General features: G+C 65.3%; 15 protein-coding genes. 4 read left to right on the top strand and 11 right to left on the bottom strand.

The annotated features are described in order from the left end of the window. Window positions 1-63: 63 nt before the first annotated feature. Window positions 64-1,098 (top strand): aldo/keto reductase, encoded by a 1,035-nt coding sequence (locus LO787_RS08820; protein ID WP_232495469.1) that lies wholly within the window; start codon window positions 64-66, stop codon window positions 1,096-1,098. A gap of 13 nt (window positions 1,099-1,111) precedes the next feature. Next, window positions 1,112-2,302 (top strand): MFS transporter, encoded by a 1,191-nt coding sequence (locus tag LO787_RS08815; protein ID WP_232495468.1) that lies wholly within the window; start codon window positions 1,112-1,114, stop codon window positions 2,300-2,302. A 165-nt stretch (window positions 2,303-2,467) separates the two neighbouring features. On the opposite strand, the gene ligD is transcribed toward LO787_RS08815, so the two are convergent. The 11 genes from ligD to LO787_RS08760 all read right to left on the bottom strand — a co-directional run bounded on the left by ligD (window position 2,468) and on the right by LO787_RS08760 (window position 18,293). Further along, window positions 2,468-5,014 carry a DNA ligase D gene (gene ligD, locus LO787_RS08810; RefSeq protein WP_232495467.1) on the bottom strand — a complete coding sequence of 849 codons (2,547 nt, stop codon included), beginning with the start codon at window positions 5,012-5,014 and terminating at the stop codon, window positions 2,468-2,470. After that, window positions 4,986-5,870: a non-homologous end joining protein Ku gene (gene ku, locus LO787_RS08805; protein ID WP_232495466.1), complete on the bottom strand. Its 885-nt coding sequence runs from the start codon at window positions 5,868-5,870 to the stop codon at window positions 4,986-4,988. Before ku ends, ligD begins: the two co-directional genes overlap by 29 nt. Before the next feature lie 59 nt (window positions 5,871-5,929). After that, window positions 5,930-6,961, bottom strand: a complete 1,032-nt coding sequence (locus LO787_RS08800; RefSeq protein ID WP_232495465.1) for a c-type cytochrome — start codon at window positions 6,959-6,961, stop codon at window positions 5,930-5,932. Beyond that, the gene (locus LO787_RS08795) at window positions 6,958-7,548 is read right to left on the bottom strand and encodes a cytochrome c oxidase assembly protein (protein ID WP_232495464.1); all 591 of its coding nucleotides are present in this window, start codon (window positions 7,546-7,548) and stop codon (window positions 6,958-6,960) included. Before LO787_RS08795 ends, LO787_RS08800 begins: the two co-directional genes overlap by 4 nt. Next, window positions 7,545-7,922, bottom strand: a complete 378-nt coding sequence (locus tag LO787_RS08790; protein WP_232495463.1) for a hypothetical protein — start codon at window positions 7,920-7,922, stop codon at window positions 7,545-7,547. The genes LO787_RS08795 and LO787_RS08790 overlap by 4 nt, the downstream gene beginning before the upstream one ends. Next, window positions 7,922-10,444, bottom strand: coding sequence for a cytochrome c oxidase subunit I (gene ctaD, locus LO787_RS08785; RefSeq protein WP_232495462.1), 2,523 nt, complete (start codon window positions 10,442-10,444; stop codon window positions 7,922-7,924). Before ctaD ends, LO787_RS08790 begins: the two co-directional genes overlap by 1 nt. After that, on the bottom strand, window positions 10,441-11,403 hold the full coding sequence (gene coxB, locus LO787_RS08780) for a cytochrome c oxidase subunit II (protein ID WP_232495461.1): 963 nt from the start codon (window positions 11,401-11,403) through the stop codon (window positions 10,441-10,443). Before coxB ends, ctaD begins: the two co-directional genes overlap by 4 nt. A gap of 84 nt (window positions 11,404-11,487) precedes the next feature. After that, window positions 11,488-12,792: a PQQ-dependent sugar dehydrogenase gene (locus LO787_RS08775; protein ID WP_232495460.1), complete on the bottom strand. Its 1,305-nt coding sequence runs from the start codon at window positions 12,790-12,792 to the stop codon at window positions 11,488-11,490. Continuing rightward, window positions 12,789-13,163, bottom strand: coding sequence for a DUF2231 domain-containing protein (locus LO787_RS08770; RefSeq protein WP_420847812.1), 375 nt, complete (start codon window positions 13,161-13,163; stop codon window positions 12,789-12,791). The genes LO787_RS08775 and LO787_RS08770 overlap by 4 nt, the downstream gene beginning before the upstream one ends. Before the next feature lie 1,190 nt (window positions 13,164-14,353). Then, the gene (locus tag LO787_RS08765; RefSeq protein ID WP_232495458.1) at window positions 14,354-15,454 is read right to left on the bottom strand and encodes a glycoside hydrolase family 43 protein; all 1,101 of its coding nucleotides are present in this window, start codon (window positions 15,452-15,454) and stop codon (window positions 14,354-14,356) included. An 85-nt stretch (window positions 15,455-15,539) separates the two neighbouring features. After that, window positions 15,540-18,293: a TonB-dependent receptor gene (locus LO787_RS08760; protein ID WP_232495457.1), complete on the bottom strand. Its 2,754-nt coding sequence runs from the start codon at window positions 18,291-18,293 to the stop codon at window positions 15,540-15,542. 466 nt (window positions 18,294-18,759) lie between these two features. Here LO787_RS08760 and LO787_RS08755 point away from each other — a divergent pair, with 466 nt between their 5' ends. Both LO787_RS08755 and LO787_RS08750 read left to right on the top strand, forming a co-directional pair. Next, a complete protein-coding gene (locus LO787_RS08755) occupies window positions 18,760-23,004 on the top strand; it encodes an autotransporter outer membrane beta-barrel domain-containing protein (protein WP_232495456.1) in 4,245 nt (1,414 codons plus the stop codon). A 37-nt stretch (window positions 23,005-23,041) separates the two neighbouring features. After that, a complete protein-coding gene (locus LO787_RS08750) occupies window positions 23,042-24,115 on the top strand; it encodes a TIGR03032 family protein (protein ID WP_232495455.1) in 1,074 nt (357 codons plus the stop codon). Window positions 24,116-24,128: the final 13 nt, after the last annotated feature.

Here is a 24,128-nt window from a genome sequence, read left to right as displayed (position 1 = left end):
CTCTAAACGCTGGGAGTCTTTCATTCCATTTATGCGTCCATCACGGAATGGAAAGAGATCACCATGGAATATCGGCAACTGGGAGCATCGGGCCTGCGCGTGCCGGCGCTGAGTTTCGGCACCGGCACCTTCGGCGGCTCCGGACCGCTGTTCGGCGCATGGGGCAACAGCGACGCGCAGGAAGCACGTCGTCTGGTCGACATCTGCCTCGACGCGGGCATCACCCTGTTCGACACCGCCGACGTCTATTCGAACGGCGCCTCGGAAGAAGTGCTGGGCGCGGCGATCAAGGGACGGCGCGATCAGGTGCTGATCTCCACCAAGATCGGCCTGCCGATGGGCGAGCGCCCCAACGACTGGGGTGTTTCGCGCGACCGGCTGATCGGCGGTGTCGAGGTCGCGCTCAGACGCCTTGGCGCCGACCATATCGATCTGCTGCAATTGCATGCCTTCGACGCATCGACCCCGGTGGAGGAATTGCTGACGACGCTCGACCAGTTGGTCCGCGCCGGCAAGCTGCGCCATGTCGGCGTGTCCAACTATCCCGGCTGGCAGCTCATGAAGGCGCTTGGCACGGCGGACCGTCATGGCTGGCCGCGCTTCGTCGTGCACCAGGTCTACTATTCGCTGATCGGCCGCGCCTATGAGGCGGATTTGATGCCGCTCGCCGCCGACCAGGGCGTCGGCGCTATGGTGTGGAGTCCTCTCGGCTGGGGCCGCCTCACCGGCAAGGTCCGACGCAGCAGCCCGATCCCCGAGGGCAGTCGCCTGCACCAGACCGCCGCCTTCGCGCCCCCGGTGGAGGAGGAGCATCTCTATCGCGTCGTCGATGCGCTGGATGAGATCGCGGCCGAAACCGGCAGGACGGTGCCGCAGATCGCGCTCAACTGGCTGTTGCAGCGGCCGACCGTGTCGTCGGTCATCATCGGCGCCCGCAACGAGGAGCAGCTCCGCCAGAATCTCGGCGCGGTCGGCTGGACACTGACCGCCGATCAGGTCGCCCGTCTCGACCGGGCAAGCTACCAGATGCCGGCCTATCCTATCGCACCCTATCACCAGCAGGCCGGTTTTGCCCGGCTGAATCCGCCGCTGGTCTGAAGGGAGAAGCATCATGAAGATCAACCCACCGCTTCTCGCCCTCGCCGCCGGTGCCTTCGGTATCGGCGTCACCGAATTTGCTCCGATGGGCCTGCTGCCCGTCATCGCAACCGACCTTGGCGTCTCGATCCCCTCCGCCGGCCTGCTTATCAGCGCTTATGCGATCGGAGTGATGCTGGGCGCGCCGCTGATGACGCTGACCACCGGCCGACTGCCACGCCGCACGTTGCTGATCGGCCTTGCGGCCATCTTCACGGTCGGCAATCTGATCGCGGCGCTCTCCGACAGCTATGCGATGCTGCTGTTCGCGCGGATCATCACCTCGCTCAATCATGGCGCCTTCTTCGGTGTCGGATCGATCGTCGCCGCCAGTCTGGTTCCGCCCCAGCGGCAGGCCGGTGCGGTCGCGGCCATGTTCATGGGCCTGACGATCGCCAATGTCGTCGGCGTCCCGCTGGCGACCTGGGCTGGGGAAATCCTCGGCTGGCGCGCGGCCTTCTGGGGCGTAGCAGTGCTCGGCGTGTTGACCATAGCGGCCCTACGCCTGACTTTGCCTGACATGCCGGCCCCGACGGATGGCGACGCGCGATCCGAACTGCGTGTGCTCATGCGTGGGCCGGTACTTGCGGCGTTGGGCCTCACCGTGGTCGGTGCCAGCGCGATGTTCACCGTATTCACCTATATCACGCCGATCCTGCGCGATCAGACCCATGGCTCGATCGGGTTCGTGACCGCGATGCTGGTGCTCTACGGAGTGGGCCTCACCATCGGCAACTGGCTGGGCGGACGCTTTGCCGACAGGTCTGTAGACAGGACGCTGATCGTGACGCTTGCCGCGCTGACGGCGATCCTGGTGGCATTTGCCTTTGCCATGCCCTTCGCGGGGCCGACCACTTTGCTGATCTTCCTGTGGGGTATCGCCAGCTTCGCACTGGTGCCACCGCTGCAAGTGCGGGTGATGAGCGCGGCCGCCGATGCGCCTAACCTTGCCTCTTCGATGAACATCGGCGCGTTCAATCTGGGCAATGCGATCGGCGCGGCGCTGGGAGGCGCAGTAATCGCAGCAGGCCTCAGCCTGCCTTTCGTCTCGATTGCAGGCGCGGCCGCGTCAGGGCTTGGCCTGCTTGCCGTCCTGATGAGCTCTCGAAACGCCGTACCCAATAATTTCCGGAACACGGAAGAGCTTTGCGGTGAGGTGAATTGAACCGATGTTCGTCTTTGCAGCCGGTTGAATCGCAAAGCAGTCCGACGGGAATCGGCGACTGGCTGAAACCCGTCAACCACTGGTATCGATGGGCGAAAACCGACTGGTGTTTCCATAAAGCCCACATCGCTTGGGTGACTGTTTTGGTTTCGGATGACAGGAGCGCTAGATCTGCGGCAGCGGCTGATCGGCAAAGCCCCAGCCACGCAATTGCGTTGCGCGGTCGATGAGTGTGTCGGCATCGCCGATCGAAAACGGGTGGGCGTTCTTCATCTTGCCGAGTTCATCCCATGCCACCGGCACCGCGACGGGCGCGCCTTCTCGTGCTCTCGCAGAGTACGGCAGCACGGCGGTCGCTCCGCGCTGGTTGCGCAGCCAGTCGATGAAGATACGCCCCTTGCGCTTGGCCTTGCTCATCGTCGCAACGTAGCGGTCGGGCTCGGAGAGGCTCATCGCCTCGGCGAAGCGGCGGGCGAAGTCCTTGTGGGTGTCCCAGTCGTGGCCGCGTTTCAGCGGCACCACGACATGGACGCCCTTGCCCCCGGACAGCATGGCGAACGTTACCAGTCCGAGGTCCGCCAGCCGCGCGCGGATGTCCATGGCAGCGCGCACGCACTCCCTGAAGTCGAGCCCTTCATCGGGGTCGAGATCGAAGATCATGCGGTCGGGAAGGTCCACGTCGTCGGCGCGCGCCGCCCAGCCGTGGAACTCGATCGTCCCCATCTGCACGCAGGCTAGCAGGCCCTCGACATTGTCGAGGTAGAGGTAGTCCTCCGTGCCGCCGTCCTTCTCACGGATGGGGACATGATGGACGTGATCGCCGAAAGTGCCGCTGTCATGCTTCTGGAAGAAGCATTTCTTCGCGCGGCCCTGCGGACATCGCACAAGGCTGATCGGGCGGTTGGCGGCGAAGGGCAGCATAAGCGGTGCGACGGCAGCATAGTAGTCGGCCAGATCGCCCTTGGTCTCGCCGCTTTCGGGGAAGATCACGCGGTCGCGGTTGCTGATCTTCACGGCGATCTCCGCCTTGGGTGCGGCCTGCGGTTGCTCGGGCGCCACCGACTTCGCCTTCCTGTCGGCCCTGAGACCAAGAAAGCTGCCATGGCGGATGCGGCCGTCGCCGGTTAATTCGGCAAAGGCGACCTCCGCCACCAACTTCGGGGAGACCCAACTCGCGCCCCGCGCCTCCGCGCGCTCGACTTCGACGGGTGCGGTCTTGCGCGCCAGCTTCTCCAATCGGGCAGCCATGTCGGCAAGGCTCCCGGCGTCGAAGCCAGTGCCCACCTTGCCGCGATAGATGAGCGTCTTGTCCTCGTATTGCCCAAGCAGCAGCGAGGAGAACGGCCGCCCCTTGGCGCTGGACTTCGACCAGCCGACGATCACGAACTCCTGCCGGCGGGTACACTTGACCTTGACCCAGTCCTTCGTACGGCCGCCCCGGTAGGGTGCGTCTATGCGCTTGGCGATGATCCCTTCCTGACCGGCGGCGCACATCGCATCGTAAAGCTTTTCGCCCGCACCGATCACATGATCGGCGACGAAGACGGGCGGCTGTGCTTCCGACAGCAGCGCTTCGAGCCGCTCCTTGCGCTCGACGTTGGTCATCGTGGCCAGGTCATCGCCGTCGAGTTCAAGGAGGTCGAAGGCGTGCAGTTCGAGAGCGTCGTCCTTGGTCTGGCTGCCGTGGCCGCGCTTTAACACGCTCTGGAGGCTGGAGAAGTCCGGGTTTCCGTCCCGTCCACGGGCGATGATCTCACCGTCGATCAGACAGGGCGGTAGTTCGAGTGCGGCGATATGCGCGGCGAGAGGGCCGAACTTGTCCGTCCAGTCGAGGCCGCTGCGGGTATGGACCACGACCTTGCCACCCGCCGCCGCGATGAGCGCGCGGTAGCCGTCGAACTTAATCTCGTGCATCCACAGGTTGCCGGTGGGCACGGTGTCGATCAGCGTGGCAAGCTGGACCGGGCGGAACTTCGGCGGCTTGTTCGAGCCCTTGCGGACCGGGCGTTTCTGCCGCGCGTTGCGGGAGGCGGCCTTCTCCATGACCTGTGCGAAGGCATCGCCCTTCTTGCCTTTGAGCGAGTGGGTGCCGTTTTTGTCCGCCTCGATCTCGGCCATGGTGCGGCCGGTGAGCACACTAGTGAGCCCTTGGTCGACCAGAACGTCGCCATGTTCGGCATGGGCGTCGTTCACCTTGCGCAGCAGCCAGTTCTCGCGCTTCTCGCCCGGTCGGGGCTTCATGCGCACCAGCAGCCATTCGCCCTTCATCCGCTCCCCATCGAGCGTGAAGTGGAGGTGGCCGTCCGCGATGTCCTTCGCGCTCTTGCCTGCAATCGGCGCCCAGGTGCCGCGATCCCACAGCATCACCGTACCGCCGCCGTATTCGCCCTTGGGGATGCCGCCTTCGAACTCGCCATACGAAAGGGGATGGTCCTCGGTGCGAACGGCAAGGCGCTTGTCGTCGGGATCGGCGCTCGGCCCCTTCGTCACAGCCCATGACTTGAGCACGCCGTCCACCTCAAGCCGGAAATCCCAGTGCAGCCGCGTCGCCGCGTGCTTCTGGACGACGAAGCTGTTGCCGTTGCCCTTGCTGCGCTTTCCTGCAGGCTCGGCCGTCCTGGCAAAGTCGCGCTTGCGGTTGTACTCGGCGAGCAGGTCCGCGCCGGGGACTCCGGCTTTGCCCTTACGCGCGCTTGCGGGCACGGGTGCCACCGGTCGAGGCGGCCTTCTTCGCCGCAGGTTTGCGTGTCGTGGATGAGGACTTGGCGCTGGTTTTGCCACCTTCGCCCACCGACTTCTTCAGCGCGGCCATGAGGTCGATGACGTTGCCCTTGCCGCTGGCGGGCTCTTCCACGTCCTCGAGGATGCGCTTGTTGCTCTTCGATTTGGCCTTCTTGTCGATCAGGCGATGGAGCGCATCGACGTAACGGTCATGGAACTCGGCGGGCTTGAACGGCGCGGTCTTCTTGTCGATCAGCGCGGTTGCAAGGTCGAGCAGATCTGCGTCGGGCTTCGCATCCTCGATGTCACGGAAGTAGCCCTGCGCCTTGTGGACCTCGTCGGCGTAGCGTAGCACTTCCATCACCAACCCGCGCCCGCAGGGCTTGATCGACACCAGTTGCTCGCGCCCGCGCACCGCCAACTGGCCGAGGCCAACCTTGCGCGTCTTGCGCAATGCCTCGCGCAAAACCGTATAGGCTTCCTCCGCCAGATCGTCGGCGGGGACGACGAAGTAGGGCTTCTCGTAATAGAGCACGTCGATCTCGTCGGCATCGACGAACTGGACCAGCTCCAGCGTCTTGCGGCTCTCGATCTTGACCGCCTCGATTTCCTCCTCGTCGAGCAGGACGTAGTTGCCCTTGGAGACTTCGAAGCCCTTGATGATCTCGTCGCGGTCAACCGGACCGACGCCGGGAGCGACCTTCTCGTAGCGGATGCGCTTGCCGCTGGGTTCGTGGATCTGGTGGAAGGAGATCGCTGCGCCCGAACGGGTCGCCGGGTAGACCTCGATCGGGATCGAGACGAGCGCCAGGCGGATCTGGCCTTTCCAGTATGCGCGTGCGGGCATGGGCGGATTCCTTCCTCGGCATCACAAGCCGGGAGCGGGGCAGGTTGTTCCCGGTGGTGTTACGGCACGGCGCGCGACAGGGCTTCGGAAAGCGTGTCGATCTCTTCCGCCGGGATGCGCCGGGCGATGACGGCCATCGGTTGCCGGGGCTTGTGCGCGTCGATCACGGCGTCGTCTCCGCGCCATTGGCGCAGGCGTTCGGCGAGGTATTGCGGCCTTTGTCCGGCGATGCGGGGGGCGGATTTGCCTTCGGCGTGACAGCTTGCACAGGCGGGTAGCTGGGCCTCGGGCAGCCCTTTCGCCGCCACGGGGTGCAGAGGGGCGGTGGAGGTGCGCGGAAGACCTTTAAGCCCCGCATAGTACGCGGCTAGCGTGCGGATAGCGCGGTCGTCGAGCCCGGCGGCGGCGACCTGCATCGCCGCACTGCCTCGCTTTCCTGCGCGGTACTGGCGCAGGGCTTGTGCGATGTAGGAGGCATCCTGCCCGGCGATGAGGGGGATGTCGGGCTGACCCCGGCCCACGCCGTCCGTACCGTGGCAGCCTGCGCAATCGGCGGAGGCAGGCGGCGCGGTGGCTGTCAGGGGCTGCTCCGCGAGGTCGCGGTACTGCTGTGCATTCATCGTCGGTAGGCTGCGCACGAAGCCGACCATGCGGCGCACTTCGTCGTCGCGGCCGGAGGCGGGCCATGCGGGCATGCCGGTGTATTTTATGCCGTGGCGGATGATCCAGAACAGCTCTCGGTCGGTGTAGTGTCCCGCCGTCTTCGCAAGGTCCGGCGCGGGCGGCGTTGCGGCCTGCATGACGGGCGAGGGCGGTTCGCCCGGTGCGCCGTGGCAGACCTGGCAGGCCTGCCGGAAGTGACCCGCCGCGCTGACGAGGCTGCTGTCGTCTCGCACCTGCTTCGGCGTCTGCACCACGCTGTAGGTGCGGGCGGAGTTCTGCATGGTCCAGTGGAGGAACCAGTCGGTGATCTTCCAATGGCCGGAGGATGCGGCGATCGGCACCAGCCCTGCTGCCGCAACGCCGAGGCCCAGCGCCACCAGCGCGCAGAGGACGAGCACGGCGCGCCCGAACGTGATCTTCACCATCATGCCGAGGCGCTCCTTTCTCCGCGCAGCAAGGTGCCGAGCAGGGCAAGCCCTCCGACCAGATAGCTGACGCCGCCGACCACCAGCATCACCACGCCGCCAAGCTGTTGATCCGCCAGCGGATCGAGCCCGCCGGAGTGGTGCATCCCATGATACAGCGGTCGGGGAGCAAGGCCGATCAGCACGCCGAGCAAAGTCATGTGCATCGAGGTCAGCAGTAGCGCGCCGATGCCGCTGGCCCGGGCGGGGGCGTGGAGCGCGGCGCTCCACAGCAGGAATCCGGCGGCGAGGAAGCTCAGGTGTTCTAGGGCTGGCAGTACCGGCGATGCATCGGCGGCGGCGCGCAGAGCGGGGAGGTGCCAGCTCCAGACGGTCAGAAGTTCGAGCAGCATCATCGCCATTGGCGTGACGACGCGGGGCCAGCGGAGGGCCGGATCGGCGCGGGTTCCAGTCGTTGCGAGCGCGAGTAGTGGGGCTGCCACGGCGACGGCGATCATGTGGCCGGCCATGTGCCCGGTCATTCCGTAGCGCGACAGCGCCCAGCCTACAGGGGCCAGAACGAGGCCGAAAATCAGCGCCATACGCCTCATCGGCAGTCTCCGATGAACACGACAGGCAATGCACTGAACAGCACCGAGACGAAACTGAGCCCCGCCAGAAGCAGTGTCGACTTCGCCAGAAAGCGCAGTCGGTCGACCTCGGTGCCCTGCTCATGCGGGGGCGGGTCGCCGACGGTGCGCTGCTGCTTCCAGGCGATCCAGCCCGACAGCACGATCAGCGCGAGCGCGATCACCGTGCCCACCGTGAACAGCACCGGGAACTTGGCGAAGCGCCCGTCCTTGGCGCAGGAGATCGCCGCCCACAGGTAGCTGAACAGGAAGTGCCCCGCCCAGACCGTCGGCGGGACGATCAGCGTCCAGAGCGTGACCTTGAGCCGCTCGTGCCACTTGCGCCGCTCGCCCATCACGCGACCTCCGGGAACAGGCCGATGGTGAGGTACGTAACCGCCACCGTCAGCGCGAGGAAATGCATGTAGACGGTGACGTTGCGGATGTCGGCATCGTGCTGCGGCGTCATCTTTCCTGCCAGGCTGCGCGCGAGCACGTAGGCGAGCATGATCGCCGCGACGCCGCAATGCGCCGTCGTCCAGATCGCCAGCGTCCACACGATCGCGGGATAGCTGTGCGCCTGCGGGTCCATGCCGGAGAGCCACGGCCCGGCGAGCCCGGCGAAGACGCCCGCCACGCTTGCGCCGATGCCGAGCAGCACGAGCACGCGGGCGAGCGAGACATTGCCCCGCGCGTGGACTTCCCGCGCCCCGACCGTCGCCAGCCAGGTTGCCAATCCGACTGCCAGCGCCACCATCGGCCAGAACACGCCGGGGCCGTCGGCCATCGCCATCGGCGGGAAATCCTCGTGCCGGGTCCAGAAGAAGTAGTAGCCGAAGACGAGGCCCGAGAACGCCGTCGCATCGGCCATCATGGTGATGAACATCGCCCACCACCCCGGCGCCGCGTCGCCCGAGATGTAGAGCGGCAATTCGATGCCGTGGCCGATGGGCTTGCCGGGCTTCTCCGGAATCTCCGCCGTGCCGGTCCACAGCCATGCCAGCACCAGCGCCAGCGTCAGCACGCCCGAGACGAGCGCGGCCCAGTAGAAGTGGTAGGTCGTCAGGATGAACACGCCGCCCAGCGCCACCGCCGTCAGCATCGGTAGCCAGCTTGGCCCGCCGAGGCGGATCACCGAGACGGGCCGTGCGTCCAGCACCGAGGTCACGATGGTCTCGCGCCGGCCTTCCTCGGCATCGGGCAGGAAGTAGCGGCCTTCGTCCACCTTGCGCACGAAGTCCTCCTGATCCCAGATCGGGTAGCGGCTCTCGATCAACGGGATCGAGCGGATGCCCCAGTCCTCGTCATCGGGATGGGCGAGCCATTCCAGCGTGCCCGCAGCCCAAGGATTGCGCGGTGCCTTGGTCCGCCATGGCGAGCGGCACAGGTCGAGCACGATCACCGCCACGCCCGCCGCGATCACGAACGAGCCGATGGTGGAGGCAAGGTTGAGCCCGCCGAGGCCAAGCTCCTCCGGGTAAGTGAAGACGCGGCGCGGCATCCCTTCCAGCCCCGACAGGTGCATCGGGAAGAAGCACAGGTTAGCGCCCACGAAGATCAGCCAGAACGCCGTGCGCCCCAGCCGGTCCGACAGCTTCTTTCCGGTGATCAGCGGCCAGTAGTAATAGAGCCCGGCGAACAGCGGCATCAGCGTGCCGCCGATCAGCACGTAATGCAGGTGCGCGACGACGAAGTAGGTGTCGTGCGCCTGCCAGTCGAACGGGGCGACGGCCACCATCACGCCCGTAAGCCCGCCGATGACGAAGATCGCAAGGCTCCCCGTCGCATAGAGCAGCGGCGTCGACCACACCACGCGGCCCGCCCAGAGCGTCACGATGAACACGAAGATCTGCACCGCCGTGGGGATCGCCACCGCCTCCGACGCGGCGGAGAAGAACGCGAGGCTGATCTTGGGCAGTCCGGTCGCGAACATGTGGTGGACCCAGAGCCCGAAGGACAGGAACGCCGTCCCCACCGCCGCCAGCACGATCCACGGATAGCCCAGCAGGTGCCGCCGCGCGAAGGTGGGCACCAGCATCGCGAAGAGGGCGATGGAGGGCAGGAAGACGATGTAGACCTCCGGGTGGCCGAAGATCCAGAACAGGTGCTGCCACAGCAGCGGATCGCCGCCGCGCTGTGCGTCGAAGAACGGCCAGTCGAGCAGGCGCTCCATCTCGAACAGCACGTCGCCCGCGATCAGCGGCGGGAAGGCGAACAGGATCATCACCGCGACGACGAGGATGTACCAGGCATAGAGCGGCATCAGGTTGAGCCGCATCCCCGGCGGGCGGCATTTCAGGACGCCGACGATCAACTCCACCGCGGCGGCGACCGACGACACCTCGATGAAGGACAGCCCCAGCATCCAGATGTCCGCGCCGAGGCCCGAGAGGTCGGTGCGGGTCGTCAGCGGCGGGTACATGAACCACCCGCCGTCGGGCGCGACATCGAAGAAGATCGAGCCGGAGACGAACACTCCGCCGATCAGGAACGACCAGTATCCGAAGGCGGAAAGGCGCGGAAACGGCAGGTCGCGCGCGCCCAGCAACTGCGGCAGCAGGATGATCGAGACGGCCTCGAACATCGGCACGGCGAAGAGGAACATCATCACCGAGCCGTGCAGGGTGAACAGCTGGTTGAACGTCCCCGCATCGACAAGATCGTTGTCCGGCACCGCCAGCTGCATCCGCATGATGAGCGCGAGCACGCCCGCGAACAGCATGAAGCCGAACGCGGTCAGGACGTACCATACGCCGACGCGGTTGTTGTTGGTGTCGGTCCAGCGCAGGAACAGGCCCTTGGGCGGCTCCCACACCTTGCGCAGCCGGTCCTCCTGTGCGGCGCGCAGCGCGGCGTCGTCCTGATCGTGCAGGCTCATCGTCCCGCCTCCTTCAGCCAGCGGGCGATGGCGAGCGCGTCCGCCTCGGGCATCGCGGCGTAGGCGGGCATGCGGGCTCCGGGCTTGGACTTGTGCGGATCGCGGATGAAGGCGGCGGTGTTCTCCACGGTGGGGGAAAGGATGCCTGCGCCCAGCGTGCGCCGCTCGCCAAAGCGGGTGAGGTCGGGGCCGATGCCCGACCCCCCGCTCTGGCCGCCGTTCAGCGAATGGCACGCATTGCAGCCGCTGGTCGCGAACAGCGCCGCGCCGCGACCCTGCGTGCGGATGGATGGTTCGCGGCTGGCGGCCAGCCATGCGTCGAAGGCGGCGGGCTCCATGGCGATGACGTCGAACGCCATCAGCGCATGGCTGAGGCCGCAGAACTCCGCGCAGACGCCGCGATAGGTGCCCGCCTTGTCGGCCTTCACGACAAGGCGGTTGGTGCGTCCCGGGATCATGTCCATCTTCCCCGCGAGGCCGGGTATCCAGAAGCTGTGGATCACGTCCGTCGCGGTCAGCTCGAACACGACGGTGCGGCCGACCGGGATGCGCACTTCGTTGGCGGAGATCAGGGGAGGCTGGCCCTGAGGCTTGTAGCGCACGCGCCACCAGAACTGCTCGCCCTCGACATGCACGCGCAGGTTCCGCGCCGCGTCGGGCAGCGGGCGCATCGCGGGCAGGGCCCAGACCAGCAGCGCCGTCAGCACCACCGTCGGCACGATCGCGCCTAGCCAGAGCACCATGCGCATCCCGCCCGCATGGTCCATCCGCCCCTCAGGTGCGCGCACCGCCAGCACGAACACCGCCGCGACGCCGAGCGCGATAATGACCGCGCCGATCACCAGCACGTTCGTCATCGTCAGCGTCGAGCGCGCCTCCAGCCCGAACGGCGCCAGCGCGGACTGGTGGCTGTTGCAGCCCGCTAGCAGCAGCGCGCAGACGACGGTCGATTTACGCAAGCCATTCTTCCCCTGTGTTGCGCAAGGCAACGCACGGGGCGGCCGGGGGTTCGATTAGGACGCGTTACAAAGGGTTTCTGCTATTCAGCGCGCTGCGGAGGGCGTGATGCGCCATACCGTGTTGGACAGATCGTCGGCGACGATCAGCGCACGGCGGACCGGATCGTAAGTCACGCCGACCGGACGGCCCCGCGCCTTGCCATCGGGCCCGATGAAGCCGGTCACGAAATCGCGCGGCTTGCCGGAGGGGCGGCCGTTGGTGAAGGGTATCCAAACGACCTTGTATCCGGCCAACTGGCGACGGTTCCAGCTCCCGTGCTCGCCCACGAAGGCGCCGTCGGCGTAATTGCCGCCGAAGCCGCCGCCGGTCAGGAACGTCAGGCCGAGCGCGGCGACATGTGAGCCGAGGGCATAATCGGGGGCGATGGCCTTGCGCACCATCTCGGGTTTCTGCGGATGGACGCGCGGGTCTACGTGATTGCCGTAGTAGCTGTATGGCCAGCCATAAAACGCGCCCGGCTTCACCGACGTCATGTAGTCGGGCACGAGATCGGCACCCAGTTCGTCGCGTTCGTTGACGACGGCCCAGAGCGCCTGTGTCGCCGGATTGATGGCGAGTGCGGTCGGGTTGCGGATGCCCGAGGCATAAGTGCGGTGCGTGCCGCTTTCGCGGTCGATTTCCCACACGACAGCGCGTTCTTCCTCCAGCGCCATGCCGCGTTCGCCGACATTGCTGTTGGAGCCGATGCCGACATAGAGGCGGGTGCCATCGGCACTGGCGGTCAGCGATTTGGTCCAGTGGTGATTGGGATTGGCGGGAAGCCTGGTCACCACGTCGCCGGGCCCGTCGATGCGCGTCATGTCATCGCGATAGGGGAAGCGCAGCAGGGCGTCCTGATCGGCGACGTAGAGATCACCATCGATCAGCGCGAGGCCGTAAGGCGCATTGAGGCCGCCGATCAGCACGGTCTGCAATTCGTATCTGCCGTCACCGTCGCGGTCGCGCAGCAGCGTCACGCGGTTTCCGCCTTTGGTGCCGCTCTTGCCGAGGCTCTTGATGTAGCCGGCGATCACGTCCTTGGGGCGCAGTTTTGGTGCGCCGCCGCCGAGACCCTCGGAAACAAGCACGTCGCCATTGGGCAGGACGAGCGTCTGGCGCGGGACTTTGAGGCCGGTCGCGATCGGGGTGATGGTGAACCCCTGTGGGACGTTGGGCATGGCGCCGTTCCAGCCTGCGGGCCGGGCGATCTTCATCGGTGGCAGCAGCGTTTCCTTCTGCCCCGGCAGTTGCGGCCGGGCACCAGTCTGGTCGAACTCTGGCGCCTTGTTACAGGCGGCGAGAGCGAGCGGTACGGCCAGCGCCAGCATGGCATGTCGCAGCACGGTCATGCGCGTACCTCCTTCGGCATAGTGTAGCCGATCCAGCCCGCAGCCAGCGCAAGCATGGTGGAGATCACAGACAGGGCAAGGCCGGTGGTGCCGACCGAACTCCAACCGTCATGGCTGTGCTGGAAGGCGTTGATAAGGCCGAACAGGAACAGGCCCGCAAGGATCACGGCGAGCCAGCGGCTGCCCGGCCGGCCCAGAAATGCGCGGATCAGAGCCCAGGCGAGCGCCAGTCCGGCAAACACCAGCCCGCCTGCGATCAGCCAGGAGGCGAAGTTCGACCACTGCATTTCCGAACTGTTGAGATATGTCACGTCCGCCAGCAGCGCGCCGGGAAACAGCGCCACGGGAAAGGCCAGCAGGATGCCATGCAAAGGGTGCAACGCCGCCGGGGCGCTGCGCGAAAAGACTCTCGGCAAGGGAAATTCCTCCAACGTCCCGGATCAATGTCTTCGATCAAACCATGGTCAGCAAATGCATCGGATGTCGATGGGTTGCCGCTTGGAGGTGCAGGCTAGGTCACAGCCCCACGTCGCCGCCCGCCGTCGGCCTGCAACTGATGCCTGCTTGACCACGCTAAATCCAAACCAAACTAATCGAGTTCTTCGGGCCCGGCGGTTGCACAATCCAGCCATTCTTCCACGCCATGTCGTTGCGGCGCAGATTAGGCGCTGTCCTTGCCCGCGATTCTCTTGCTCTGGATTGACCGGGGAGCCTGTTCAGGTCGGAGTGGCGACGAGGCGATAGATCGGTGAACTCATGCGCAGCGTCTCGTTTTCCGGCTCGCCGATGACTACCATGCCACCGCATCGGTAACTCCGACCAACAAAGCCCGAAGGCTCACATTGTGATCTGATCGAAACCCCAAGCTCTCCATCAGGAAAACGGGAGGAGGAGCCTTTAAATGGCATTCTGACCCCGAAGCTAACGCGAATGCCCCTCGCCAATGCCGGTGTCAGCTACCTCAAACGCTGTAGATTTAATACAGGGTTGAAGGAAGCAGCGAGGTGGATCGTATTAAAGCACAGTTCTCGGTAGCGTTGCTCTCATTGGGTTGCCTGCGACGGCTTCCTTTGCCGCTAAAATGATTTTCTGCCGATGATCGATGCAGTGCTGGCTGGGGCGGCAGATGAAGATAAATAGTTTATCTTCATGATAATAAATAACAAATGTTGTGAAAAAGTCTTTCGTTCCGGAAAGGGCTCAAATATTTGGGGTTGCGGATAGTTATTTTAGGGCGATTTGAAATTTTGTGGTGATCGGTGCATATTTGTGCTGCCGTGATGCAGCTTGAATGGGTTTACCTTCTTGGGCGGCCGTGATTGTCCGGAGCCGGACCGTCTGCACTTCGGCGTCTGATGGCAACGATGGGTCGTTCCCGCCGATCCGCCTTCGACGTTGCCACTCGTCGCCCGTTACATTCGTACCGGCGATAGATCTGTGGCAGTTCACGTCGATCGGCCGCGAAATTAAAGACGTGCAAAGTTCGGCCAACGTCTAGGGCTCACCCCGCGGCATGCATTCAAGTTAATCATTGGCTGCATCGACTGACCATCTCGACCCATCACTTCGATCGGCCGGAACGGTCGATGGTGACGATACGCCCCGCGGCATCGTATTCCAGAGGGGCCACCCTGACGTTGCGAAGCCAGGTTTTCCCGGACAACTGGCTGTCAGCGTAGAACAGCCACCACTTCCCATCCTTCTGCACGATCGAATGATGCGTGGTCCATCCGGTCACGGGCTCCAGGATGCGGCCCTGGAACGTGAAGGGGCCAACCGGAGAATCTCCGGTGGCATAGACGATGTAGTGAGTGCCGCCCGTCGAATAGCTCAGATAGTACTTGCCGCGATACTTGTGCATCCAGGCGGCTTCGAAGAACCGGCGTTCCGCATCGTCGGCACGGATCGGCGCGCCGTTTGAATCGAGGATCTCGACTGCTCGGGGGGGCGCGGCATACTCGAGCATGTCGCCGGTCATCGGCGCGACCATCGGGGCATACGCCGGTTCGTGCGGGGCACGATCCGCTTCGCGAGGTCCATCGGAGTTGAATACCCCGTTCACCGTCTTCTGAAGCTGTCCACCGGACAAGCCACCGAAATACATGTAGCTGCGACCGTCGTCGTCGGTGAAGACGCTCGGGTCGATGGAGAAGCTGCCCTTGATCGGCTCGGGCCGGGCAGTGAACGGACCTGCGGGGGTGCTAGACGTTGCGACACCGATCCGGAATGCGCCCTGCCGGTCCTTGGCGGGAAAATAGAGGTAGTACGTGCCGTTCTTGAACGCGGCATCCGGCGCCCACATCTGCCGGGCGGCCCAGGGGACGTCATCTATGTCCAGCGCCACCGGATGCAGCGTCACCGGGCCGCCGACATGGTCCATGCTGAGCACGCGATAGTCGCGCATCCTGAAGGCATTGCCTTGACTGTTCAGGAACGGCGCGACATCGGGCAGTGGTGGCCCTTCGATGTCGTGGCTGGGATAGACATAGAAACGCCCGTCGAACACATGGGCAGACGGGTCTGCGGTGAATATCTCGGTCACCAGCGGTGCGTCCGCATTGGATGGGACGCCCGCAGCATCGGTGGCGGCTCCGGTCGATGGCGCATGCGCGCAGCCGGCCAGCGACACTGCCGCCAGCGACGCCGTAAAGAATGTCTTCATGCTTCGATCCTCGGCAAAAGGCCGGTCGCGGCACGGAGGGGTGCGCCGCGACCGGCAGCTCGTCTTGGAGGGGACGAGGGTTCGATCAGAAGGTAACGCGCGCGCCCAGCTGGATCACGCGGCCGGTGTGCTGGTAGGAATAGTTGCGATCGGCATCCTGGTCGGTGAAGCTGTTCTGATAGGTATCGAGCAGGTTGTTGCCGTCGACGCGGACCTGCAGCCAGTCGGTGAACTGGTAGCTGACCGAGGCATCAAGGAACACGGTGCCATGGAAGCCGTCGAACACGTTGCCATTGCCGCCGGTCGTGTCGAGATAGCCCGAGCGGTAGGCGAGCGACGAGCGTACCGCCAGCTTGTCCTTCTCGTAGTAGAGCGTGGCGTTGGCCGACCACTTCGACAGGCCGAGCAGCCGCTCCGTCACCTGTACCTCGGTCAAGACTGGGAAGGTCAATGGCTGCATAGGGGTCGGATTTGTAGCAGCGCCGAACAGACTGTAGCGCGTCTTGGAATCGACGTAAGTCACGTTGCCCGTGAAGCCGAAGCCGTCGAGCGGCGCAGGCAGGAAGGTGAAGGGCAGCTGCAGGCCGACTTCCACGCCCTTGATCGACGCGCCGGGACCGTTGATGGTCGTGGCGATCTGCCAGGGCTGGCCTTCGGGATCAGCGGCTGCGGGCGAGCTGGGAATGATCAGCGATAGCGGCAGGCCGGTGGAGGCATAAGTGCCGATGATCGTCTGCCCGATCGGGAAGCTCTCGATGTCCTTCTTGAACAGGGCCACCGAAATCAGCGATTCACGGGCGAAGTACCATTCGACCGAAAGGTCGTAGGTCGTCGCGCGGGTGGGGTCGAGCTGCGGATTGCCGAAGCTGACGCGATAGTTGAACCCGTCCACCGAGCCGCCCGGCGACAGCGTGCCCAGGCCCGGACGGCGCATGACCTTCGCGATGGCGCCGCGCACGATGAGCTTGCTGGTCGGATAGACCGCAAGGTTCACCGATGGCAGCCAGTCGTCGTAGCTGCGGCTGACGCCGATAGTCTGCGCGTTGTTGATGCCGATCGAGCGCTGCGAGGTATGCACATAGCGAATGCCTGCATTCGCCGCGTACTCGAGGCCGAGGAGATCGCCCTTGATGTTGAACTGCAGATAGCCGCCAGTCGTGCGCTCGCGCACGCTGCGCGTATCGCCGGCGCTGCGGTTGAGCGGCCGACCATAAAGGTCGATCATGTCGGCGACGTAACCCAGGTTCGGCACCACGAAGCTCGTCGTCGTCCCGGCAGGCACGTTGCCCACGTTGGGCAGTGTGTACGTCTCGGTCATGTCCGGGGTCACGGTCATGCCGTAAGTGCCCGGCGCACAGGCGAAGGCGGCGCAATACGTGGAATCGCGCGAACCGGCACGGCTATCGAAGTTGAATTCGCGGAAGATGCCGCCCGCAAGGATCGTGAAACCTTCGGCCGCATCCCACTGCGTGTTCAGCTTCACCGTCTTGTAGTCGTTGACGACGTTCGACGGACGGTCGCGGAACTCGGCGAACTGGAACGAGGAGGGGTCGGTTATCGAATCCGCGAAGGTCAGCTTGGGTGCCCGGCTGTCCTGGCTGTAGTCGTAGGAATAGCCGTTCATGTCGCGGTCGTCGAAGATGATCGTCGTCTCGAACGGCACGTCCGCCTCTGACCGCGAGATACCGCCGATCAGCGTCGCCTTGAACGTGTCCGAGAACTCCTGATCGATGCTGCCGCTGAACTGGTAGAAACTGTTCTTCGACTGGCGATAATAGTCCTCGATACGGACCCAGGCGTTGTTGAACGTGCCGGATACAAGGTTATTGGTCGTCGAGTCGATGACCGGGTTCAGCACATCGATGCCGCGCTCGTTGCCACGGAACAGGACTTCCGCGTACTTCTCGCGACGGTCTTCGGTGTACTTCGCATAAAGCGCGTTGATATTGATGTCCGTGCCGTCGAACGGCTTGATCTCGAACGAGCCCGTCAGGCCGAGGCGCTCGCGCTCGAACTCGATCTGGCCATAGCGCGGAATGCGCGGGTGGAACGCCAGGGCCACGTCGTTGCAGGCTGCGCTCGGCACATAGGTGCCGCCGCTGCGGTTCTGCGTGAAGCACGGCGTTCCGTTCACCGAATTGAAGCGCGCCTGCTGCCAGCGCACGGTGTTGTTGCCGGCCTCCAGCGTCTTGTACTTGGCATAGGCCGCCGAGACGGAGGCTGCCCACACGCCGCCCGGATCCTTCCACGCCAGCAATGCCGCCACGCGAGGACCGACATTGTCGTTGAGGTCGTTGTACTGGACCTTGGCCGAACCGACCAGCGTCAGGCCGTCCTTGTACGACAGGGGGTTGCCGGTGTTGAGATCGACCACCGCACCGAGCGAGCCTTCATCGAGGTTCGCCTCGGCCGTCTTGTGGACCACGAGCGAACGGAACAGGTCCGATGCGAAGATGTTGAAGTCGAAGCCGCGACCGCGGTTCACGGTCGCCGCAGCGACGGTCTCAAGGCCGTTCAGTGTCACCTTGGTGTATTCACCACCCAGGCCGCGAACGGTGATCTGGTTACCCTCGCCGCCCTCGCGACTGATAGCGACACCAGGAATACGCTGAAGCGATTCGGCGAGGTTCTGGTCGGGGAACTTGGCGATGTCTTCCGCGACGATCGCGTCGACGGCGGCGATCGCATCGCGTTTCACGTTGAGCGCCGCGTCGAGCGATTTGCGGAAGCCGGTGACGATAATCTCGGGAGTTCCGCCGTCATCCGTTACTTCGCCGGTCGCCGCGTCCGCAGACGGATCGGCTTCCTGGGCGCTCGCTACTGCCGGTAAAGCTGCCATCGCGATGGCTATAAGCGATGCCGACCCACGCGCGGCCGTCGCTGCTCGCAACCAAATCATGTCCCTACTCCCAATTTTTACCTGTGATATAGGTAGCGCTACCAATTTTAGGAAACCGGTGTCAACAATTTTGGGGCATGTAAATTCCTCGAATATCTGGCTGGCCGCTGGTTGCCTTTAGCGGTAGCCGTCAAACGCTTGATGAAAACGCAATCCGGATTTTAGAGAATGATGGCCCGAGCTGTCGTTCGGCATTTCGCGTGCTTACGATGGCTTTGGTCCACGACGCGCCGGTTGGCGCTCGTCAAACCCGACCCATCTTTGCCGTTCACGAGCGAAATCCGGAAGCCAGGTGCAGACATTCCGGTTCCGGCCAATGGAGGTTCGCTCTGCTTGTTGCATCCGAGCTTGCTTTGATGCGATTCTTCCGTAGCTTACGCAAATATCCATATTGAGGGGCAACAAAATGGATAAGCGCGTTGCGTCGCAGGGCGGACCGTCGAACCGGCGGACGACCAATCTCTTTCTCGGATCCGCTCTGGCGAGCATGGCCGTGGGCCTTGCCTTGCCCGCACATGCACAGGACGCCTGCGGTCCTCACGTCGATGGCGAGGTGACCTGCACTCCGGCGGGCAATCCCTATCCGGACGGGATCGAGTACTACTCTCCCGCCGCCGATCCAGCGCTCGATCCGGGCCTCGATCCTTCAGCGCCGGTGCTGGACCTGACCGTCGTGCTGGAGCCGGGCGTGCGCATCGCGCCGACGACCAGCGTGCCGGGCGTGGCGGTGATCGGGTTCAACGACGGCGCGGTGACGCTCGACGGCGGGGTCGATACCGCGATCGAGGTGAGCGGCACCGGATCGCTCGGCGTGCTGGGCCTCACCAATTACGGCGACCTGACGATCAGCACCGACAGCATCGTCGCTAGCGGGCGCGCGTCGGGCGGGATCAACGCCAATTCCAACGAAGGCGACATCACGATCACCGCCAACACCATCACGGTGACGGGCAACAGCGGGATGGGGATCAGCACCAATTCCTATCGCGGTGACGTGACGATCGACGTCGGCACCGTATCGTCCTCGGGCTACTACGTCGGCGGCATCAATGCCTACGCCGGGCACGGCGACATATCGATCACGGCGGACGCGGTAAGCACGACGGGCGGCAGCTTCTACAGCTACGGCTCCACGGCGATCGAGGCGCGGGCCTATGGCGGTTCGATCGACATGGACCTCCGCACCGTGTCGACCGAGGCGGACTATTCGAACGGCATCACCGCGGTGTCCTTCGCAGGCGACGGCGTGGTGGACATCACCGCCGACACCATCACCACCGCGGGCTTCGCCTCGCTGGGCGTGCTGATGCAGGGCGACACCGCCAACCTCTCGGTCGAGAACCTCAGCACCAGCGGCGATGGAGCCTACGGCGCGGTCATGTTCAGCACCGGCGTCGGCGGGGCGAGCTTCACCTCGACCGGCACGGTATCGACCAGCGGCGAGGATGCCATGGGCGTCTTCGTGAAGTCGTACTACGGCGGCAGCACCGTGATCGACGTCGCCAACGTCACCACGCAGGGTGACAACTCGACGGCGGTCTACGGCTATTCGCAAGTGGGCGACGTGGCGATCACGGTCCATGACGCAGCGACCGTGGGCGACAATTCCCCGGCGGTGGAGGCGGTGGGCTACAACGCCTCCGTCACCGTGACCGGCACCGTCTCGACGCAGGGAGACGCGTCCGAGGGCGTCGTTGCGGTCGGCTTCCTGGGCAATGCCGATGTCGTCAACACCGGTTCGATCAGCACCAGCGGCTACGGTTCGACGGGCATCTACGCGGGCGCCTACTACGACGTGTCGGTGAGCGGCACCGGATCCGTGCAGACGAGCGGCGACGGTGCGGTCGGCATCGAAGGGTTCAGCCTCTACGGCGGGATCAGCATCGCCGCAGGCTCGGTGACGACAACCGGCGAATACGCGCAGGGCATCCGCGCCTATGCGGCGAGCTTCTACGGCGGCAGCGACGTGACGGTGAATGTCGGCTCGGTCGCGACCAGCGGCACGCTGTCGGACGGTATCGCCGCGCTGTCGCTGACCGGCAACGTCGACGTGACCTCCACCGGGGCGATCTCGACGGCGGGAGACGGGGCATTCGGTGCCTATGCCTTCAGCCTTCTGGGCGATGCCTCGATCACCGTCAACGATGTGACCACGACCGGCGACGACGCGGTGGGCGTGCAGGCCTATGGCTACAACGCCAGCGTCACCGTCAACGGCGATCTTTCGACCAGCGGCACTGACGGCGACTTCTACTTCGGCGCGGGCGGCGTGCAGGCGACGGGCTCGTTCGGCACCGCGACGGTCACGATCAACGGCTCGGTGACCACGGCGGGCAATTACGCCACTGGCGTCTTCGCGAGCGGCTATTACGGCGCGACCGTCACCAATTCCGGCGCGATCTCGACCAGCGGCGATTTCGCCAACGGCATCAGCGTCGAGGCGATCTACGGCCCCGGCGTGGTCGTGAACAACGGTACCATCGCAACCTCGGGCGAGAGCAGCGCGGGTATCATCGTCGACGGGTACGACGATGTCGCGGTGCAGGGCTCGGGCTCGGTGACGACATCGGGCAATTATTCTGCGGGCATCGGCGTATCGACGATCTACGGTACGGCTTCGGTCACGATCCGCTCGGTCGCGACCACCGGCGAAGTGGCGACGGCGATCAACGCCTATGGCTCGCAGGGCACGACGGTCAGCGTCGGGACGGTCTCCACCGAGGGAACGAACTCGCTGGGCGTGCTGGCGGGTAGCTACGGCAATGTAAGCGTGACGGCAGGCAATGTCTCCACCGCCGGGGATGACAGCGACGCGATCCGCGCGGCGACGTTCGGCGCAGGCAGCACGATCACCATCGACGCGGGCACGCTGAGCACGACGGGTGCGAACAGCAACGCGATCACCGCGCTCGGCTTCGGCGGCGACGTGGCGGTCAACCTGACCGGCGCGGTTTCGGCGGCGCGGGATACGGCGGTGACGATCCAGTCGGCGGGCGACGTGACCGTGACCATCGGCACGGCTGCCTCGGTGACGGGGGCGATCAACGGTATCGAGACCGATGCCGAGGGCACGACCACGATCACCAACCGGGGCACGCTCAACACCGGCAGCGGCCATGCCATCGTGGTGGCGGGCGGCCCGGCCGTGATCGCCAACGCGGGCACCGTCAACGGGCGAGTGCTGCTGTCGGCGGGCGATGACCGCTTCACCAACAGCGGCCTGTTCCGCGCGAGCGCCAGCAGCGACTTCGGTGCAGGCAGCGACCTGTTCGCCAACTCCGGCACGCTGCTCGTCGATGCGCCGGGCACCGCGCCGCTCAGCGTTACCTTCACCGGGCTGGAGGCCTTCGCCAATTCGGGCCTCGTCGAGATGCGCAACGGCACCGTGGGCGACCAACTGACGCTGCCCGGCTCCTTCACCGGATTGGGCGCGAGCCGTCTCGGGCTCGATCTCACCTCCAGCGCGGCGGGCGTGATGACGGCCGACCGGCTGAACGTCGGCACGGCGGCGGGATCGACGCAGATCCAGCTCGACCTTGGCGGCACCGTCTACGTCACGCCGGGGCTGACGCTGGTGCAGGCTTCGGCGGCATCCTCGCCGACGGCCTTCACGCTGGCGCCGGACCTTGCCGAAGTGGGCTTCGTGGCGCTCGATCTCGTCTACCGGCCGACGACCTTCGCCTATCAACTCGTCGGCACGCCGGGAGCGGGGGTCTATCGCGCGGCCAAGGCGCTCGAGGGGGCGCAGAGCCTCTGGTATCGTTCCGCCGACGCGGTGACGGCGCACCTTGCCGCCGTGCGCGACGGACGCTTCTCCAGCGGCGCGAACGCGGGCGGGTTCTGGATCCAGATGTCGGGCGGGGTCGACAAGCGAGACGAGACGCGCGCGGTCAGCCAGTTCGGCATCGCCCGCAGCTACGACCTCGATTACCGGCAGGACTACTTCGGCGGCCAGCTCGGCTTCGACATCGGCACGATGGGCGAGAAGGGCGGCGTGGTGTTCGGCTTGACCGGCGGCTACCTGTCTTCCACCCTGCGCTTCGAGGAGGCGACCCGGTTCGAATACGACGGGCTCAACCTCGGCGCCTATGCATCGCTGCGGGCAGGCGGGTTCTTCGCCAATGCGCTGGTCAAGTACGACCACTACTGGATCGACGCGCACGGTGGCTCGACCGGGTACAAGGACAGCATCGGCGGCGACGCCATCGGCGCGCAGGCGGAGGCGGGCTTCCGCTTCGGATCGACCGGGTTCTTCGCCGAACCGCTGGCGAGCATCGCCTACGTGCGCACCAGTCTCGACGATCTGAAGGCGCTCGGCCAGGTGCTCGACTACGACCGCGCCGACGGGCTGCGCGGCAAGGCGGGCCTGCGCATCGGCGGCACCACGGCCATCGGCGGCGGCAACATGCTCACGTTCTACGCCAGCGGCATGGCGGTGAAGGAGTTCAAGGGCCGGGACGGCGCGACCTTCGTGTCCGGTCCTTATGCCCTCGCGCTCGGCAACCGACGGATCGGCACGTATGGGCAGGGCACGCTCGGCCTCAACGTGACGACGCCGGGCGGCATCAGCGGCTTCATCGAGGGCACGCTCGACGCCAGCGGGGACTACAGCGGAGCGGGTGGCCGGGCCGGGATCAAGATCCCGTTCTGAGGCATCCCGGCAAGCAGGACATCATGACGGATACCGAATGACGGATACGGGCAAGGCCCCCGCGAACGGGCCGACCAACATCTCGGTCTCGCGGGGGCTGGCGGACTGGCTGCTGCGCAACCGCGCGAGCTTCGCCTTCACCTCGTACCAGACCGGGCAACTGTTCCTGACCGGGGTGCTGGCGAACGGGACGATATCGTTCAACCAGCAGAACTTCACGCGCGCGATGGGCGTCTGCTACCAGCCGGGGCGGCTCTACCTCGGCTCGCTGCATCAGGTCTGGCGGCTGGAGAACATGCTGAAGCCTGGGCAGGTGGCGAACCAGCAGTTCGACATGGCGCTCGTCCCGCGCAATGCGCAGACGACGGGCGATGTCGATGTGCATGAGGTCGGCACCGACCGGGCGGGGCGCGTCCTGTTCGTCAACACGAAGTACAGCTGCCTGGCGACGCTGGACCTCAACCACAGCTTCCGCCCGATCTGGAAGCCGCCCTTCATCTCGAAGCTGGCACCCGAGGATCGCTGCCACCTCAACGGCATGGCGATCCACGACGGCCGCGCGCGCTACGTCACCGCCGTCAGCCGCAGCGACATCGTCAACGGCTGGCGCGAGCGGCGGCACGAAGGCGGCGTGCTGATCGACGTCGAGACCGACCGCATCGTCACCGACCAGCTCTCGATGCCGCACAGCCCGCGCGTCGATGGCGCGTCGGTGCTGGCGCTCGACAGCGGGCGCGGGCAGATCATCCGCATCGACCCGACGACCGGCGGCAAGACCGATATCGCCTTCTGCCCCGGCTTCCTGCGGGGCATGGCGCTGCACAACGGCCATGCCCTCGTCACCGTGTCCAAGCCGCGCAACGGCACCTTCGCGGGCCTCCTGCTCGACGGCGAGATGAAGGCCCGCGATGCCGAGCCATGGTGCGGCGTGCTGGTGGTGGAGCTTGCCACCGGCAGCATCGTCGAGTGGATCAGGCTGGAAGGCTTCATTACCGAACTGTTCGACGTGACCGTGCTGCCCGGCGTCCGCTGCCCAATGTCGATCGGGCCGGAGACGCTGGAAATCCGCTCGACGATCAGCTTCGACGAAACGGTGCGCCCGCTGGAGTGAGGGTATTTGCACG

Origin of the sequence: Novosphingobium kaempferiae, from assembly GCF_021227995.1 — a bacterium.
Lineage (GTDB): Bacteria > Pseudomonadota > Alphaproteobacteria > Sphingomonadales > Sphingomonadaceae > Novosphingobium > Novosphingobium kaempferiae.
This window is presented reverse-complemented; position numbering and strand designations above follow the sequence as displayed.

Bases quoted from the DNA above. Each gene is read 5' to 3' on its own strand.
- LO787_RS08820 (WP_232495469.1), top strand. From the start codon at position 64: ATGGAATATCGGCAACTGGGAGCATCGGGCCTGCGCGTGCCGGCGCTG.
- LO787_RS08815 (WP_232495468.1), top strand. From the start codon at position 1,112: ATGAAGATCAACCCACCGCTTCTCGCCCTCGCCGCCGGTGCCTTCGGT.
- ku (WP_232495466.1), bottom strand. From the start codon at position 5,870: ATGCCCGCACGCGCATACTGGAAAGGCCAGATCCGCCTGGCGCTCGTC.
- LO787_RS08800 (WP_232495465.1), bottom strand. From the start codon at position 6,961: ATGATGGTGAAGATCACGTTCGGGCGCGCCGTGCTCGTCCTCTGCGCG.
- LO787_RS08795 (WP_232495464.1), bottom strand. From the start codon at position 7,548: ATGAGGCGTATGGCGCTGATTTTCGGCCTCGTTCTGGCCCCTGTAGGC.
- LO787_RS08790 (WP_232495463.1), bottom strand. From the start codon at position 7,922: ATGGGCGAGCGGCGCAAGTGGCACGAGCGGCTCAAGGTCACGCTCTGG.
- ctaD (WP_232495462.1), bottom strand. From the start codon at position 10,444: ATGAGCCTGCACGATCAGGACGACGCCGCGCTGCGCGCCGCACAGGAG.
- LO787_RS08775 (WP_232495460.1), bottom strand. From the start codon at position 12,792: ATGACCGTGCTGCGACATGCCATGCTGGCGCTGGCCGTACCGCTCGCT.
- LO787_RS08765 (WP_232495458.1), bottom strand. From the start codon at position 15,454: ATGAAGACATTCTTTACGGCGTCGCTGGCGGCAGTGTCGCTGGCCGGC.
- LO787_RS08760 (WP_232495457.1), bottom strand. From the start codon at position 18,293: ATGGCAGCTTTACCGGCAGTAGCGAGCGCCCAGGAAGCCGATCCGTCT.
- LO787_RS08755 (WP_232495456.1), top strand. From the start codon at position 18,760: ATGGATAAGCGCGTTGCGTCGCAGGGCGGACCGTCGAACCGGCGGACG.
- LO787_RS08750 (WP_232495455.1), top strand. From the start codon at position 23,042: ATGACGGATACGGGCAAGGCCCCCGCGAACGGGCCGACCAACATCTCG.